Raw genomic sequence first — 15,984 nt, 5'->3', positions numbered from 1 at the left:
CACAACAATTGCTGCCAGGAGGGGCCGTCCGCCGGGCGGCACAGGTTCTCTGGGGGCGACAGTGAGTAGTGACGCACGCGTGGTGCACCTGCAGGGTGAGGCCCCGCGGCTGAAGAAGCCGTCCTGGAAGGACCCGCGCCTGCTCATCGGACTGATGCTGGTGCTCGCGTCGACGGCCGGGGTCATCGCACTGCTGGAGAGTCAGGACAGCACCACGGAGGTGTACGCGGCACGGGAGGACATCCCCGTCGGCTCCGCCCTGTCGCTCGAGGACGTCGTCGCCGTGCCGGTGAATCTCGGGGACTCCGCCTCCGCCTACCGGCCGGTCGACGACGGCTTTCCCGACGATGCCGTCGCGACGAGACTCATTCCGCAGGGTGAACTCATCCCGGCGTCCGCGATCGGCAGCGCCGATGACCTCGACCGCAAGCCCGTCGGCCTCACCGTCGAGGATCCGCTGCCCTCCGGTACCGCCGCCGGTGACAGGGTGGACGTCTGGGTCTCCCTCCGGGCGGACACGAACACGTACGAGGAGCCGCGGTTGCTGCTCGAGGCCGCCGAGATCGCCGAGCTGACCGTCGGGGAGTCGGCCCTGGGCGGAAGCGCGTCGACCCTCGTGCAGGTCCTCGTCGAGGACGCCGCCATGCCCCAGTTGCTCGACGCGCTCTCCAACGAGGCCCGGATCGCCGTCGTCCTCGATCCCGGGGCCGGATCGTGAACATCCCCGTCCTCACGCTCGGGCCGGCCGCGAGCGCATGCGTCCCCGGGCTCGAACGCCTGAGGGGTCCGGTCACGGTCGTCCGCCGGTGCGAGGAGCTCGCCGAACTCGTGGCCGCCTGCCAGTCCGGTCTCGCACGCGCCGTGATCATCGCGTCCGGCGCCGTCGAGCTCACCGCCTCACTGGTCGACCGACTGCGGTTCGCGGGTGTCGTCGTCGTCGTGCTGACCGACGGGTCACCGGAGGGTCCGGCGATTCTCGACGGAGCCGAATACGTCGCCGCATCGGTGGACCCCGCCGCACTGGCAGAGGCAGTGTCCCGGGCGGTCGACAGGTTCGACGCCGGATCTGCCGGTTCTCGGGGATCGCTCGCCTACGCCGACCCGCGGGACGTGCCCGACGTCGCCGTCCCCGTGCCGGCCGATCCACCGCAGGCGCCCGGAGACGGACGGATCACGGCGGTCTGGGGGCCACCCGGCGGACCGGGTCGCACCACGGTGGCCCTGAACATGGCGGCCGAGCTCGCCGCGGCGGGAACGTCGGTCCTGCTGATCGATGCGGACACGTACGGTGCGAGCATCGGTGCCGCGCTGGGGCTCCTCGACGAGTCGGCGGGGCTCGCCCAGGCCTGCCGGATCGCGGACCAGGGCGGCTTCGACGGTACGGCCCTCGCCAGGATCGCCGTGAACGTGGCTATCAAGGGCGGCCGGCTCAGGGTGCTGACGGGCATCACGCGGCCCGACCGCTGGCCCGAGCTGCGCCCGGCCGCCCTCGGTCAAGTCCTCGAGGCAGCCCGATCGATCGCCGACGTCACGATCGTCGACTGCGGATTCTGCCTGGAGACGGACGAGGAGCTGAGCTTCGATACACTCGCACCCCGCCGCAACGGTGCAACGCTCCGTTGCCTGGACGCCGCCGACTCGGTCATCGCCGTCGGGGGAGCGGACGCGGTCGGCGTCCCCCGCCTGGTGAAGGCGCTCGCCGAACTCGCGGACGTGGTGCCGACCGCCGCACCGCGCGTCGTGTTCAACAAGGTGAGGGCCACGGCCGTCGGCCGGGCACCCGAGAACCAGCTGAGGGAGGCATGGGAGCGCTTCGGGCCGGCGGCGGGGATCTCGGCCTTCCTCCCCGTGGACTACGCGGCCGTCGACCAGGCGCTCCTCGCGGGTACGGCCCTGCTCGAGACGGCACCGGCCTCGCGGCTCCGGCTCGCGATCGCCGAACTCGCCGAGGTGCCCGTCGCCGGGAAGCGGAGGGGCGCCGGGACAGAGACCCGGCGACGTGAAGTTTTCCGGCAACCCCGATAGGCTTCCTTGGTAAGAGGTCGCAACGGAGCGGCCTTTCATTTCGTTACGGAGGCCATCCCCATGTCGTCTGGATCCAGGACAACGGATCAGTTCAGCTCGGACACGTCAGGGGAGGAATTCGTAGAGCACTATTTCGAGCATCTCGCACTCGAGGACGCTGCCGGCTACGCACCGATCGACCTCCGCCAGCGCGCCTTCGCGCACCGCGATCTCGCCGGGTCCCGCGAGCCCGGAACCGCCGCCGTCGGTGTCATCGACCAGGGCGCCTCGAGCATCGTGATGATCGTCACCGACGACATGCCGTTCCTGGTCGACTCCGTCACGGCGGAGCTCGTGCGGCAGAACGCGGCCATCCAGCTGGTGGTCCACCCGACCTTCGTCGCGGTCCGCGACGAAGGGACCCACGCGCTGGCAGCACTCAAGCGCGTCCCGTCCACGGCCGGCGCCTCCAGCGGTGACACCGCCGCCCTGCCCAACGTCGGGGACATGATCGGCATCTCCGGCAGGGCCGCCCACATCGAGTCCTGGATGTCGGTCGAGGTCTCGCGACTTCCCGACGCGGCGGCCCGGGACTCGATCGTCGACGGACTGCATCGCGTGCTGGGTGATGTCAGGTCTGCCGTCGAGGACTGGCCCGCCATGCGCGACATGGTGCGCTCCATCGAGTCGACCCTGGGCTCGATCGCGGGGGCCGAGGACATCCCCGACCTGCGGCAGGCACAGGAGCTCCTGCAGTGGCTCGACGACGGCAACTTCACCTTCCTCGGCTATAAGGAGTACGACCTCGTGACGGACGAGGGAGGCGCCGACGCCCTGCGGGTCCGCGACGGCAGTGGACTGGGCCTGCTGCGGAACGGGACCGGCGGAGGGCACCTCCAGCAACTCACCGCGGCGGGCCGCGCGAAGGCCCGTGAACGCCGCGTCCTCGTCATCACGAAGGCCAATTCACGGTCGACGGTGCACCGCGCGGCATACCTCGACTACATCGGCATCAAGAGCTTCGACGCGCAGGGCAACGTGAACGGTGAGCGCCGCTTCATCGGACTCTTCGCCACCAGCGCCTACACCGGCTCGGTCCGCAACGTCCCCCTGGTCCGCGACAAGGTCACCGAGGTGCTGCGCCGATGCGGCTTCCCGTCCGACTCGCACTCGGGGAAGGATCTGCTGTCCATCCTCGAGACCTACCCGCGCGACGAGCTCTTCCAGATCGAGGTCTCCGATCTGGTGTCGACCGCACTCGGGATCCTGCGGCTCCAGGAACGCCGGCGGACGCGGCTGTTCCTGCGCCCGGACGTCTACGGACGCTTCATGTCGGCCCTCGTCTACCTTCCCCGCGACCGGTACACCACGAGCGTCCGGCTGCGGATCGAGGAGGAACTGAGGACCGCGCTCGACGCGGATTCGATCGATTTCGAAGCCCGGATGAGCGAATCCGCCCTCGCGCGGCTGTTCTTCCGCATCCGGCTGCAGAAGGGAGCCGAGATCCCCGCGGTCGACGCCACGGAGCTGGAGGACCGTCTCGTGCGCGCCGCCCGGTCATGGTCCGAGGGCATCGTCGAGGTCGCGCAGGACAGGTTCGAGCAGGACACGGCCCAGCGTCTCGCGGCGCTGTGGGCGGAGTCCTTCCCGCCCAGCTACCGCGTCGACTACGAGGTCGAGGACGCGCTGGAGGACATCTCGCGCTTCGAGCGTCTCCCCGCAGCGCAGGCCGGGGCGCTCCAGCTGCACGTCTACGTGCCTGAGCGGCAGGATTCCGGCACGGTCGAGGACGCTCGCCTCAAGCTCTACCTGGCGGAGGCGAAGAGCCTCACGCAGATCCTGCCCTACCTCCACAACCTGGGTCTCGAGGTGCTGGACGAGCGGCCGTTCGAGATCACGCGGTCGGACGATCGTTCGTTCTTCCTCTACGACCTCGGCCTCCGGTACCCGGCGGGGATCTCGCCGCTAGGAACCGCACCCCTGCTGCAGGACGCCTTCACCGCCGCGGTGACCGGACGCAGCGAGTCCGACCAGTTCGACCGCCTCGTGCTGAGCGAGGAGCTCGGGTGGCGCCAGGTGCTGATCCTGCGCGCCTACGCGAAGTACCTGCGCCAGATGGGCAACACCAATTCCTACGGCTTCGTCGCGGACACGCTGCAGCGCAATGCCGTCGTCAGCCGTGCCCTCGTGGCGCTGTTCACGGCGCGTTTCGATCCCGACCTCGACGGGGACAGGGAGGTCGCCACGGCGGCCGCCCGGGCCGCGCTCGACGAAGGACTGGAGGGCGTGGCGACCCTCGACGCCGACCGCGTGCTGCGCACCTTCGCGAACCTCATCGAGGCGACCCTCCGGACCAACTACTTCCAGGACAAGCGCCACGTCAGCTTCAAGTTCGACACCGCGCGTATCGACGGAGCGCCGTTCCCCCGGCCCAAGTTCGAGATCTGGGTGTACTCGCCCCAGGTCGAGGGCGTGCACCTCCGGTTCGGCAAGGTGGCCCGCGGCGGCCTGCGCTGGTCCGACCGCCGGGAGGACTTCCGGACCGAGGTACTCGGCCTGGTGAAGGCGCAGACGGTCAAGAACGCCGTCATCGTGCCCACCGGGGCCAAGGGAGGCTTCTTCGCGAAACAGCTCCCCGATCCCGCGGTCGACCGGCAGGCCTGGCTCGCGGAGGGGCAGGCGAGCTACCGGACCTTCATCCGGGGCCTGCTCGACATCACGGACAACGTGATCACGAACGGTACGACCGAGTCGGTCCTGCCTCCCGCCCGCGTGGTGCGGCACGACGACGACGACACCTATCTGGTGGTGGCGGCCGACAAGGGCACGGCGTCCTTCTCGGACATCGCCAACGAACTCTCCGCCGAGTACGACTTCTGGCTCGGTGACGCCTTCGCCTCCGGTGGCTCCGTCGGCTACGACCACAAGGCCATGGGCATCACCGCCCGCGGCGCCTGGGAGTCCGTCAAGCGGCACTTCAGCGAGTTCGACGTGGACACCCAGACCGACGACTTCACCGTGGTCGGTGTCGGTGACATGAGCGGCGACGTCTTCGGCAACGGCATGCTCCTGTCCGAGCACATCCGCCTGGTCGCGGCATTCGACCACCGCCACATCTTCCTCGACCCTAATCCGGACGCGGCCGCGTCCTTCGCCGAGCGGCGTCGGCTGTTCGAGCTTCCTCGCTCGAGCTGGGAGGACTACGACACGGCGCTGATCAGCGAGGGTGGCGGGGTCTACCCGCGGCAGGCGAAGTCCATCCCCGTCTCCCCGCAGGTGCGGGAAGCACTCGGGCTCGAGGACGGCGTGTCGAAACTCAGTCCGCCGGACCTGCTCCGCGCGATCCTGCGGGCGCCTGCCGACCTGCTGTACAACGGCGGCATCGGGACGTACGTGAAGTCGACCGACGAGACGCACGGCGAGGTCGGGGACCGCGCGAACGATGCCATCCGCGTCAACGGCAGTGAACTGTGCGCCCGCGTGGTCGGCGAGGGCGGCAACCTCGGCATGACCCAGCGGGGCCGGATCGAGGCCGCACTCGCGGGCGTCCTGCTCAACACGGACGCCATCGACAACAGCGCCGGGGTCGACTGCTCGGACCACGAGGTCAACATCAAGATCTTCGTCGACCGGATGGTGCGTGCCGGGCGCCTGCTGCCGGAGGAGCGCGCGGAGTTCCTGCACTCGATGACCGACGAGGTCGGCACCCTCGTGCTCCAGGACAACATCGACCAGAACGTCCTGCTGCTCAACGACCGCCAGCGGGTCATCGAGTGGAGCCCGAGCTACGAGCGGATGATGGACTGGCTCGAGAAGAAGGCGGATCTCGACCGCGACCTGGAAGCGCTACCGTCGACGGCCGAACTCCGCCGTCGCCTCGACGCCGGCCAGGGCCTCACGTCACCGGAACTGTCGGTGCTGGCCGCGTACGCCAAGATCGAGCTGACGAAGGTCCTGTCCGCCAGCACCCTCGCGGACGACCCGTACTTCAGCGGCACCCTGCGCCGCTACTTCCCGCGCCGGCTGGTGGAACGGTTCGACGACCTGCTCGACACGCATCCGCTGCGTCGCGAGATCATCTCGACCGTGATCGCCAACGACATCATCAACCTGGGCGGCATCACCTTCGCCTTCCGCGTGATGGAGGAGACGTCGGTGCCGGAGCCGGTCATCGCCCGCGCCTTCGTGGCTCTGCGCGAGATCTACTCGCTGGACGAGACCGTCGACACCCTCGCGGCCCTGCCCGCGGGATTCCCGACGGACCGCTGGACGACGGTGCACCTGGACCTGCGCCGCCTCCTCGACCGCGCGGTGCGCTGGTTCGTCAACCACGTGGAGCCCGGCACGACGGTGGACGCCGACATCGCCGCCTTCCAGCCGCTCGTGGCCCCGTTCCGAGCCCGGCTCTCGGAATACCTGCGAGGCTGCGACCGGGAGCGTGCGCGCGAAGCGATGGAGACGGCGACCGAATGGCACCTGCCGGAGGAGCTCGGCCGCCACTGGGCCGAGCAGTTCGAGTCCTTCGCGCTGCTCGACATCGCATACAGCACGCGCCGGGTGGACGAGCCGGTCGAGAACATCGCCAAGGTGTACTACGCGGTCTACGACCGCTTCGAGGTGGACGACCTGCTGGAGCGGATCACCACGCTGCCGCGGACGGATCGCTGGCAGGCCCTGGCACGTGCAGCCCTGCGCGACGACCTCTACTCCACGATCGCCGACATCTCCGTCGCCGTCCTGCGGGCCTCGCAGGACCTGCAGGACCGCGATGCGGGCGAGCGCCTCCTGGCCTGGCAGGAGCAGAACGCGGACCAGTTGCAGCGGGCCAGCAACATGTTCGCGGAGGTCAACCAGCTGGAACAGGACGACATCTCTTCCCTGTCGGTCGCGCTGCGCCTCCTGCGGTCCATCGTGCGGTAGCGGAGCCCGCCCCGGCGGCCCGTGCGGGGCGATCGGGATGACAGACTGGACCTGCGGCACACTGCGCCGCAGGTCCGGTCCGTCCCGGGCTCCGACCGCGCCGACGTACTGACCCGAGCAACAGAGAGACTCCATGGCTATCTTCACTGACCCGATCCGCGAGTACGCAGGATTCGAGCCCGGCGACGCCGAGTGGCTCCATCTCCTCGTGGGGGACTGGCAGATGGTGGCCGACCTCGCGTTCGCCGACCTCGCACTGTGGTTCCCCCTCGACGGAGGAGGCTACGTCGCCCTCGCCCACGCACGGCCCTCGACCTCGCACACCGTCTTCCACAGCGACTTCGTCGGGGAGCGCATCCGCGCGGACCTCCAGCCCCTCGTCGACATCGCCTGGGAGTCGCAGAAGATCGAACGCTCGGGCGAGACGAACTGGACCACCGAGATGGCGATGCGCGTCGAGGCGGTCCCGATGGTGCGCAACGGCCGTACCCTCGCCGTCGTCACCACGCACATGGACCTCTCCAGCTCCAGGATGCCGTCGAGGCTCGAGCTGACCTACCGGCAGTGCGCCTACGACCTCCTGCGCATGGGGACCCTCGGCCTGTGGCCCGACTTCGCGACGCCGACCGGTTCCCGGCGGGGTGCTCCGCGCGTGGGTGACGGGTTGATCCGCCTCGACGTCGACGGGATCGTGCAATACGCCAGCCCCAACGGTGTGTCCGCCTTCCGACGGTTGGGCGATGTGGAGACCCTCGAGGGACGGCCCCTCGCGGAGATCACGACGGCGCTCCTCAAGGATCGGAGGATGGTCGACGAGACGCTCCCGCTGGTCGTCACCGGCCGGATGCCCTGGCGCACCGAGATCGGGTCCCGCGGGGTCAGCCTGTCGCTGCGGGCCATCCCGCTCCGCGACGAGAAGGAGCGCTTCGGCGCCCTCGTGCTCTGCCGGGACGTGTCCGAGCTCCGACGCCGCGAGATGGAGCTCGTGTCGAAGGACGCGACCATCCGGGAGATCCACCACCGCGTGAAGAACAACCTGCAGACCGTCGCGGCGCTGCTCCGGATGCAGTCCCGCAGGATGGTCAGCGACGAGGGGAAGCTCGGACTCGAGCAGGCCATGCGACGGGTGTCCACCATCGCCCTGGTTCATGAGACGCTCTCGCAGGGCCTGGCCCAGAGTGTCGACTTCGACGAGCTGATCTCCCGCCAGTTCCGCCTGTCGGCGGAGGTCGCCTCACCGTCGCAGGCGGTGCGCACCGAGCGCAGCGGCGACTTCGGGGAGCTGCCGAGCGATCTCGCGACACCGCTGGCCCTGGTGATCAACGAACTGGTCACTAACGCCGTCGAGCACGGCTTGTCAGGACGCGCAGGGACGGTGTGGCTGATGGCGAACCGCCGGACGGAGCCGGACGGCGAGGAGATCCTCCGGGTGACGATCGAGGACGACGGCGTCGGGCTGCCGCCCGGAGGGCACGCGGAGGGCCTCGGCCTGCAGATCGTCCGGACGCTGGTGACGAGTGAACTCGGCGGGACGATCGAGTGGAGCATCCGCCCCGGCGGCGGAACCTCCGTCACACTCGAACTGGGACTGCACCTCAACCAGAACTAGCGCCCTCACAACCAGCACCGCAGGAACGACGAAGGGCCGCCCGATGGGCGGCCCTTCGTCGTACCGGTTCGTGTTCCGGCGCCGGCCGGATGATCCGGCGTCGGTCAGGAGGCGCGGCGGGCCCGAGCGGCCCGGCGCTTGAGCGCACGGCGCTCGTCCTCACTCAGTCCACCCCATACTCCGGCGTCCTGGCCCGACTCGATGGCCCACTGCAGGCAGGTGTCCTGCACCTGGCAGCGTCGGCACACGCTCTTCGCCTCTTCGATCTGAAGCAGCGCCGGTCCGGTGTTGCCGACCGGGAAGAACAGCTCCGGGTCCTTGTCCAGACAGGCCGCGCGACTACGCCAATCCATGGTGATCACATTCTCCTCTAGCCTCGCTCACCGTGAGTTTGTGAAAACATTCACGAGGGGGCTCATAGTAAAGGGGCCGACGTGGGCCCCCGGGTTTGCACTGCTTTTAAGGCTGTCACGTTACTACTGGGTAAACAAGGGGTTTTACCGTCCTAATTGATCGGATGGGTGAGTGGTTTGTCACAGCACCGCCGCCTTTCGTCGGCCAGGAGGGCGCCCGGCCCGTCGGGTAGGGTTCGAGAGTGGCCACAGACCCAGCCCCGCATTCCTCGAACCGACCTCGCGGCGTCGTCCTGATCGCCGCCGTCCTGGTCCTCGAGGCGGTAGCGCTCGTGGTCCTCGCCGTCGGTTCTCTCGGGACGGTCTTCGCGGCCGATCCGGTGTCCGTGGGAGGCTCGGTCTTCCTGGCCGTCCTGCTGCTGCTGGTCGCCGCGGCTCTGGCCGTGATGGCCCGCAAACTCGTCGCCGGCTTCCGGTGGCCCCGGTCCCCGTCGCTCGTCGTCCAGCTGTTCCTGGTGATCCTCGCCTTCCCCTTCTTCTCCTCCGGGAACCCGGCGATCGGGCTCGCACTCATGGTCCCCGCCGCCGCCGTCATCGTGACCCTGTTCTCGAAGCCGGTCGTCGGTTTCACGGCGCGGCCCACGGGGGACGGGCGGATTCTGTAGGCCTGCTCGGAGGCGGGGGACCGGGTGTCCACCGCGTAGCGGCGCAGGCGACCTGGACCTCGACGGCTCCCGCCGGATCGCAGGCGTATCCCCGTCCGGGTACGGGTGGCGTGTCCAGGTCGAAGCGGGCCCCGAAGAAGTCGCCGTCGCCCGACGACCTCGGCGCCAGGACGAAGCCCCGGCCTGTGCTGCGCGCCTGGAGCGAGAGCGGCACACGCGCCATCAGCGTGGGCCCGGGTGCCGCGGACAGGACGGCCGCGGCACCGCGGGCGACGAACTCCGAGAGCACCTGGTGCACATCGGCCGGAAGGGTGTCCGCGTCGTCGACCACCAGGATGCAATGCTCCGGCCGGCAGGCAGTGGAGCCGGGGTCCGCGATGCCCCGCCAGAACTGTGCGGCTCCGATGCCCGGCGGTGGTGCCACCGGGACGCGGTGGGATCCGCTGGACGCCGAGGCCGCGGAGAGCACCTCCAGGGCATTCGTGCGCCCGGAGGATGCACGCCCCAGCACCAGGTACGCCTCGCCCGGGTCCAGGGGGACGAAGTAGGGGTGCAGGTCATCGCCGGAGACTCCCAGCAGGAGGTCGTGCCGTCCGCCTGCATCCCCGCCGGTCCGGCGGACGAGTGCCTCGAGCATGACGGTCCGCGGCAGCGGATGGACGGGGAACGGGCGGCGGGCAGGCGGGCGGGAAGCGTGACCGGTGGGGGAGGGCCCGAGCGCCAGCTGGCATGCTGCATCCCCCCAGCTGCCCGTGATGCGTCCCTGGGCGAGCCCGCGGCCCATCACCGCATCGAGCGCCGGCATCGTCGGCCAGGTCAGCGTGGTCTCGGTGTGCGCGCCGAGGGGCAGGTAGACGCGGTTCGGCAGCAGGGCGAAGAACCGCGACGTGGTCAGGTCACGATCCCCGGTGACGAGCACGGCCACCCCGATCCTGCTGCCGTCCCGCGCGATCGTCAGGAGGTCCTCCTCCGCCCGCGCGGAACGCCCGGCGCGGAACTGGCTGCTCCACCGGCCCCATCCGGTGATGGCGAGGACGATCCGCGGGAGGTCCTCCGGCGGCTCGACGCGCAGTGCGGCGAGCCGCTCGAGCACCCGGGCGGCTCGCCGCGTCTCGTGCGACGGCACATGGGCGCCGACCTGGGGCAGGAGCGCGGATCCCGACAGGCTCCCGTCACCGTCGAGCAGGTACAGGTGGAGATCCGGGTCCGCGTCCAGCAGGGATGCCACCGCTCCTCCGAGAGCCTCCGTCCCACCGCTGCCGGGCAGGCCGACCAGCGCCAGGTGCGAATGGTCCGCCGGCCGCCACTGGAGGAGCCGCTGTGCCTGGTGGTCGGGGAGATCGGCGATGCCGAGCAGCGCACCCGTTGCGGACGCCGCTTCCCGTGACGGGTCGGCCGGCAGGAGGGCGGTGCACGCGGCCGGTCCGACGGAGGTCGGCAGCGGAGGCAGGACCGGCGGAGCCGGACGCCCGGCCGCCATGCCGGCTGCGGCTTCGGCGAGCGCCGCCGCCGCGCGCTCGAGGACACCGCGATCCTGACCCGGTCCAGGGGCGGCGCGTCCCGTCCTGGTCGGTTGCCGATCGGAGGGTGGCTCCCGTCCGCTGCCCGCGACAGGACGTTCCGCCGGTTCTTCGCGTGCGCCGCCGCCGAGGTAGGTGACCAGGTCCTGCCACCCGGAGGAGAGGTCTGCCGCGGTGGCGCCCGAGCAGGATGACACCTGGAAGGCGACCGGCGGCTCCGCCCCCCTGCGCAGGAAAGCCCTGCCGGGGGTGCCGACGGGCAGATCGGCTGCCACCCCGGATCCGAGCAACTCCTGCGACTCCATGGCCGTCTGGACCCTCAGCAGCACTGTCGAGGTGAGGTTCGCCCGCATGTCCGGCGGAACCGCGCCCTGCACCCGCTGTGTCGCGAGGACGAGGTGGACGCCCAGGGAGCGGCCGAGCGCGGCGAGCTTCAGGAGGTCGGCACCGGCCGAGGGGACGTCGTCGCTCAGCATCCGGAACTCGTCGATCACGACGACCAGGCGTGGCGGACACGAGGACGGCGACACCGCGCGTAGTTCGTCCAGGTCGGAGGAGGCGTGGTCGGCACACAGGCGTTCACGGCGTCCCAGCTCGGCGCGCAGCGAGGTGAGGGCACGAGCCGTCGACTCGACGGACAGGTCTGTCAGGCTACCCACGCAGTGGGGGAGCGCTGCGAGCGGACCCAGGGCTGCGCCGCCCTTGTAGTCGATCAGCAGCAGTGCCAGCTGCCGGGGCGGCTGGTCCATCGCGAGTCCCAGCACCAGGGTCCTCAGGAACTCCGACTTCCCGGAGCCGGTGGTGCCTGCGACCAGGAGGTGCGGGCCGTCCTCGACCAGGTCGACGAGGACGGGGCCGGTCGCCGACGCGCCGACGTGGGCGACCGGTCGTCGGGCGTCGGCCGTGGGCCAGCGGCGTCGTGCAGTGCGGACGATGCTGTCCGGGGTCGGCTGCCCGTCCCAGAAGGAGACGGACCGCGGGATCGTGCCGCGGACCGGCCGGACGCCGGGCCGGTCGACGGCCGCGGATCCTGCTCCGTCCGCTGCCGCCCGTGCCAGTGCCCGTGCCGTCCGCTCGAAGGACTGCGCGGAAACGCCGTCCGGCACCACGTCGTACTCGCATCCGCCGATGGACGCCCGGGCCGTTCCCGCACCGATGGTCAGGTGCCCATCCGGCGGTGCCGCCTCCGCGGCAGCGCCCCGGGCAGCGAACCACACCAGGGGCAGCCCGGTGAGCCCCGGGAGGGCGGGCAGGTCGTCGGAGAACTGGAGGACCAGCCGGATCCCGTGCTCGCGGAGGAGCGAGGCGAGCGTGACGGGATCCCTGGTGACGCGGACGTTCGGGAGGAAGCGGGCCGCCTGCGGAAGATCCGGGACCGATCCCCAGCAGATGATGGGCGCACCGCCGGACCCCGGATGGGCCACCTGCAGGAGCACGGCGCGGGCCAGGGCCTGCACGGCCCCGTCCTCGCCCGTGATGGTGACCCGCCGGCTGCCGGTGGCATCCGTCCGTACCGGGCACGGCAGGTGGAGCGGCAGTCCGGGAAGGATGGGCGGGATGAAGGGCACACCGGTCGGCCCGCTCGCGAGGCGGGCAGGCTGATCCGCCGTGCCGAGCCTCAGCAGGAGCGGGTCCCGTGCAGGCGACCGTGACCGCGGTGGAGGTCCAGGTCGCCGATGCAGCGCCCGCAGGGCGTCCAGGGCCGTCTGGCCGGGTTCGGGGACGGCGCGGGTACGCCGGTCGCGGTCCCGTTCCGCGGCGGTTCGCACGGCGCGCAGGAAATCCCGGGACTGGCGGCGGTACGCGAGCAGGGGCACGAGGCCGGTACCGGCGGACAGGGCGCTGAAGGCGAGGAAGAACCACATCCCGGTGGCCAGGGCCAGGACGACACCGAGGACGAGCGGTAGCAGCGCGGTGAGGACCATGGTGCGGGATGGCCGGCGGGGGACGTCCTGTCCGACGGCCAGGGGCTCGAGGATGTCCCCCGCCGGTCCGGGCACCCACCCCGCATCGTCCATGAGCTCGATCCGGCACCGGCTCGCGCCGAACCGGAGCCCGGCGGAGACGGTGATGCCGGTGCCGATGATCCGCTCGTCATCGACGAACGTCCCGTTCGCCGACCCCAGGTCCTCGAGCAGGATGGAATCCGCCGTGACGGTGAGGAGCGCGTGCCGCCTGGAGAGGGACGGATCGGCGATGACGATGTCGCTGCCCGCACGTCCGATCGTGTAGCCGCCCCGCGTGAGCGGAATCACCTGCCCGGCGTCGGGACCCGCGCACACCACGAAGACGAGGTGGGGGACGTGCGGCGGTCCGGGTGCTCGCCCGAGCGGCCCTGCCACGATGATCGCCCCGTCGACGAGGGCTCCGCTGTGTGGCACCAGTGTGTTCAGGGGCCGGCCGTCCACGGAGAACGGTCCGCTGTAGCCGGCCGCCTCGAGCTGGTCGGCGAGCGCGCTGCCGGTCCCCAGCACCTCCGGGTCCACGACGATCTCCCGCGTGGGAGAGCTGTGCGGGGGACTGCTCGCGAGGGTGACGTGCAGGTCCATGGGGCCTCCTGGGACGACGGGTGCCTCCGAGGCTAGGATCGGTCCGGGTGCGCTTCGGGCCGGCAGGGTGCGTTGTGGACAAGGCCCGGGGCGTCATCGGGGCAGGCCGGGTGCCGTCGGCGCCGAAAGCCGGGGGCGCCTGCCGGGATCGTGGAGGTCCTCCCGGTACAATCGTTCATCGTGCCTACCCTGAAAGCCCGCCATGGCAGTCGTTGACGTCAGTCCTGCTGCCCTCTCCCGCAGTGGGAGACGCAGCAGCGATCGGGGTTTCCGCCCCGAAGTGCAGGGCCTGCGGGCCCTGGCCGTCCTGATGGTCGTGTCCTACCACGTCTGGTTCGGCCGCGTGTCGGGCGGCGTGGACGTCTTCCTCCTGATCTCGGCCTTCCTGCTGGCCCTGTCGTTCCTCCGCAAGGTGGAGTCGGGAAAGCCGCTGGACCTGGTCCGACACTGGCTTCACCAGTTCAAGCGGCTGCTGCCGGCCGTCGTCGTCGTCATCGTGGGTGTCCTCGGGGCGAGCTACGTGCTGGTCCCGCCGTCGCGCTGGCCGGGGATCATCGAGCAGTCGTGGGCCTCCCTGTTCTACGCGCAGAACTGGGTACTCGCGTCCGACGCGGTCGACTACTACGCGGAGGACCACAGCCTCGCGAGCCCCCTGCAGCACTTCTGGTCGCTCTCGGTCCAGGGCCAGGTGTTCATCCTGTGGCCCCTGCTGTTCCTGGCCAGCTCCGTGCTGGCGCGGCGATACCGGCTGAAGTTCCGCGGTGTCGTCCTGCTGGTGTTCGGGGCCCTGTTCGTGGCATCGCTCGCGTTCTCGGTCTGGGAGACCTACACGAACCAGGCCTACGCCTATTTCGACACGCGGGCGCGTCTGTGGGAGTTCGCCTTCGGCACCCTGCTCGCCCTGGCCCTGCCCTTCATCCGCCTGCGGCGCGCCCTCCGCATCGGAGCAGGGTGGGCCGGCGTCGCGGCGATGCTCAGCGGCGGGTTCCTCCTCGACGTCCAGGGCCAGTTCCCGGGATACGTGGCACTGTGGCCCCTGGTGGCCGCAGCCCTCGTGATCGTGGCCGGACAGACGGACAGCCCGGTGGGAGCAGACCGCTTCCTCTCCTCGAAACCCCTGGTCCGCGTGGGTGATCTGTCCTACGCGCTGTACCTGTGGCACTGGCCGGTCCTCGTGCTGGCCCTCGTCTGGCAGGACAGGACGTCACCCGGCGTGCTCGGTGGGTTCCTGGTCATCGCGGTGTCGCTGGTGCTGGCCTATGCCACGATGCGTTTCGTCGAACGGCCGATGCGGGCACTGGCGTGGGCGGACAGGCGACGCCGTCGCGCGGTGATGGTGCTGGTCGTCAGCGTTGCGCTCGTCGCGGCACCGCTGACCCTCTGGCAGCAGGCGATCACGCAGCAGGCCCGGGAGATCGCCGCGAATGCCGACACGAACAACCCGGGTGCGCTGGTGCTGGACCCGCTCCTGAACCTGTCCGCTCCCGAGAACGTGCCACCCATCCCCGCGACCACCGAGCTGAGCAAGGAGTACTTCCAGCTCGACCGGTTCTGCGACGGGGAGGACGAACCCGACGACGAACTGCTGCGGAAGAACTGCAACGTCATCATGCCGCCGTCAGCGCCGGTGCTCGACATCGTCGTCGTGGGCGACTCGCATTCCCAGCAGTGGTCCGTCCCGCTGGCCCAGATGGCCCAGGAGCGGGGATGGAAGATGACCTTCGTGCTCCTCGGAGGCTGCAAGTACGGTGCGGGCCCGGAGGGACGCACGCCCGAATGCGAGCAGTGGAATGCAGCGGTCACCGACTATGTGCTCGACCAGTCACCCGACCTCGTCTACACGGTCGGGACCGTCGCGCGCAGTGACGACCCCCAGGACGTCCTGCCGGCGGGTTTCGCGCAGACCGCGAGGATGCTCGACGACAACGGCATCCAGGTGGTGGCCGTCCGTGACAACCCGCGATTCACGACCGACAGGGTCCTGTGCGTCGAATCGCAGGGGGCGGAGAGCCCGGACTGCAATCCTGCCCGCACCGCGACCCTCAGCGATCGGCCCCCGGTCGACGAGCTGCTCGAGCAGGCTCCGGACGTCGCATTCCTCGACTTCACCGACTACCTGTGCCGGGCCGAGGACTGCCCGGCCGTCGTGGGCAACATCTTCGTGTACATCGACGAGAACCACGTCAGCGCCACCTACCTCCGATCCCTGACGCCGATCTTCGCCCAGAGGTTCGACGAGGCAGTCCAGCTGTAGGCCGGTCGCAGGTCCGGTGGCCGTGCAGGCGCACGCCCACCGACTCCCATCGTTGGAAGGTCCGTGGCTCCCGTCGGGTAGCCTTGAACGGGCATGTCCGTTGTTCGAAT

8 protein-coding genes are annotated in these 15,984 nt (G+C 70.3%); 6 read left to right on the top strand and 2 right to left on the bottom strand.

Annotated elements, in window-relative coordinates:
- Positions 1 to 61 precede the first annotated feature (61 nt).
- The 4 genes from ACX80U_RS00095 to ACX80U_RS00080 all read left to right on the top strand — a co-directional run bounded on the left by ACX80U_RS00095 (position 62) and on the right by ACX80U_RS00080 (position 8,533).
- Entirely contained in the window at positions 62 to 718 is a 657-nt protein-coding gene (locus tag ACX80U_RS00095; protein WP_459267010.1) for an SAF domain-containing protein, read from the top strand.
- Positions 715 to 2,025, top strand: a complete 1,311-nt coding sequence (locus ACX80U_RS00090) for an AAA family ATPase (protein ID WP_459267009.1) — start codon at positions 715 to 717, stop codon at positions 2,023 to 2,025. The genes ACX80U_RS00095 and ACX80U_RS00090 overlap by 4 nt, the downstream gene beginning before the upstream one ends.
- A gap of 60 nt (positions 2,026 to 2,085) precedes the next feature.
- Complete coding sequence (locus ACX80U_RS00085) at positions 2,086 to 6,924, top strand: NAD-glutamate dehydrogenase (protein ID WP_459267008.1); 4,839 nt, start codon at positions 2,086 to 2,088, stop codon at positions 6,922 to 6,924.
- A gap of 133 nt (positions 6,925 to 7,057) precedes the next feature.
- Entirely contained in the window at positions 7,058 to 8,533 is a 1,476-nt protein-coding gene (locus tag ACX80U_RS00080; RefSeq protein ID WP_133080927.1) for a sensor histidine kinase, read from the top strand.
- A 104-nt stretch (positions 8,534 to 8,637) separates the two neighbouring features.
- Here the strand turns inward: ACX80U_RS00080 and ACX80U_RS00075 are convergent, their stop codons facing one another.
- Positions 8,638 to 8,886, bottom strand: coding sequence for a WhiB family transcriptional regulator (locus tag ACX80U_RS00075; RefSeq protein WP_055769355.1), 249 nt, complete (start codon positions 8,884 to 8,886; stop codon positions 8,638 to 8,640).
- A 242-nt stretch (positions 8,887 to 9,128) separates the two neighbouring features.
- On the opposite strand from ACX80U_RS00075, the gene ACX80U_RS00070 reads away from it, so the two are divergent.
- Positions 9,129 to 9,551 (top strand): hypothetical protein, encoded by a 423-nt coding sequence (locus ACX80U_RS00070; RefSeq protein WP_459267007.1) that lies wholly within the window; start codon positions 9,129 to 9,131, stop codon positions 9,549 to 9,551.
- On the opposite strand, the gene ACX80U_RS00065 is transcribed toward ACX80U_RS00070, so the two are convergent.
- Positions 9,514 to 13,620, bottom strand: coding sequence for an FtsK/SpoIIIE domain-containing protein (locus ACX80U_RS00065; protein WP_459267006.1), 4,107 nt, complete (start codon positions 13,618 to 13,620; stop codon positions 9,514 to 9,516). The genes ACX80U_RS00070 and ACX80U_RS00065 overlap by 38 nt on opposite strands.
- A gap of 202 nt (positions 13,621 to 13,822) precedes the next feature.
- Between ACX80U_RS00065 and ACX80U_RS00060 the strand changes: the two genes are divergently transcribed.
- Positions 13,823 to 15,874, top strand: a complete 2,052-nt coding sequence (locus ACX80U_RS00060; protein ID WP_459267005.1) for an acyltransferase family protein — start codon at positions 13,823 to 13,825, stop codon at positions 15,872 to 15,874.
- Positions 15,875 to 15,984 lie beyond the last annotated feature (110 nt).

Source organism: Arthrobacter sp. TmT3-37, from assembly GCF_054510835.1.
This window is presented reverse-complemented; position numbering and strand designations above follow the sequence as displayed.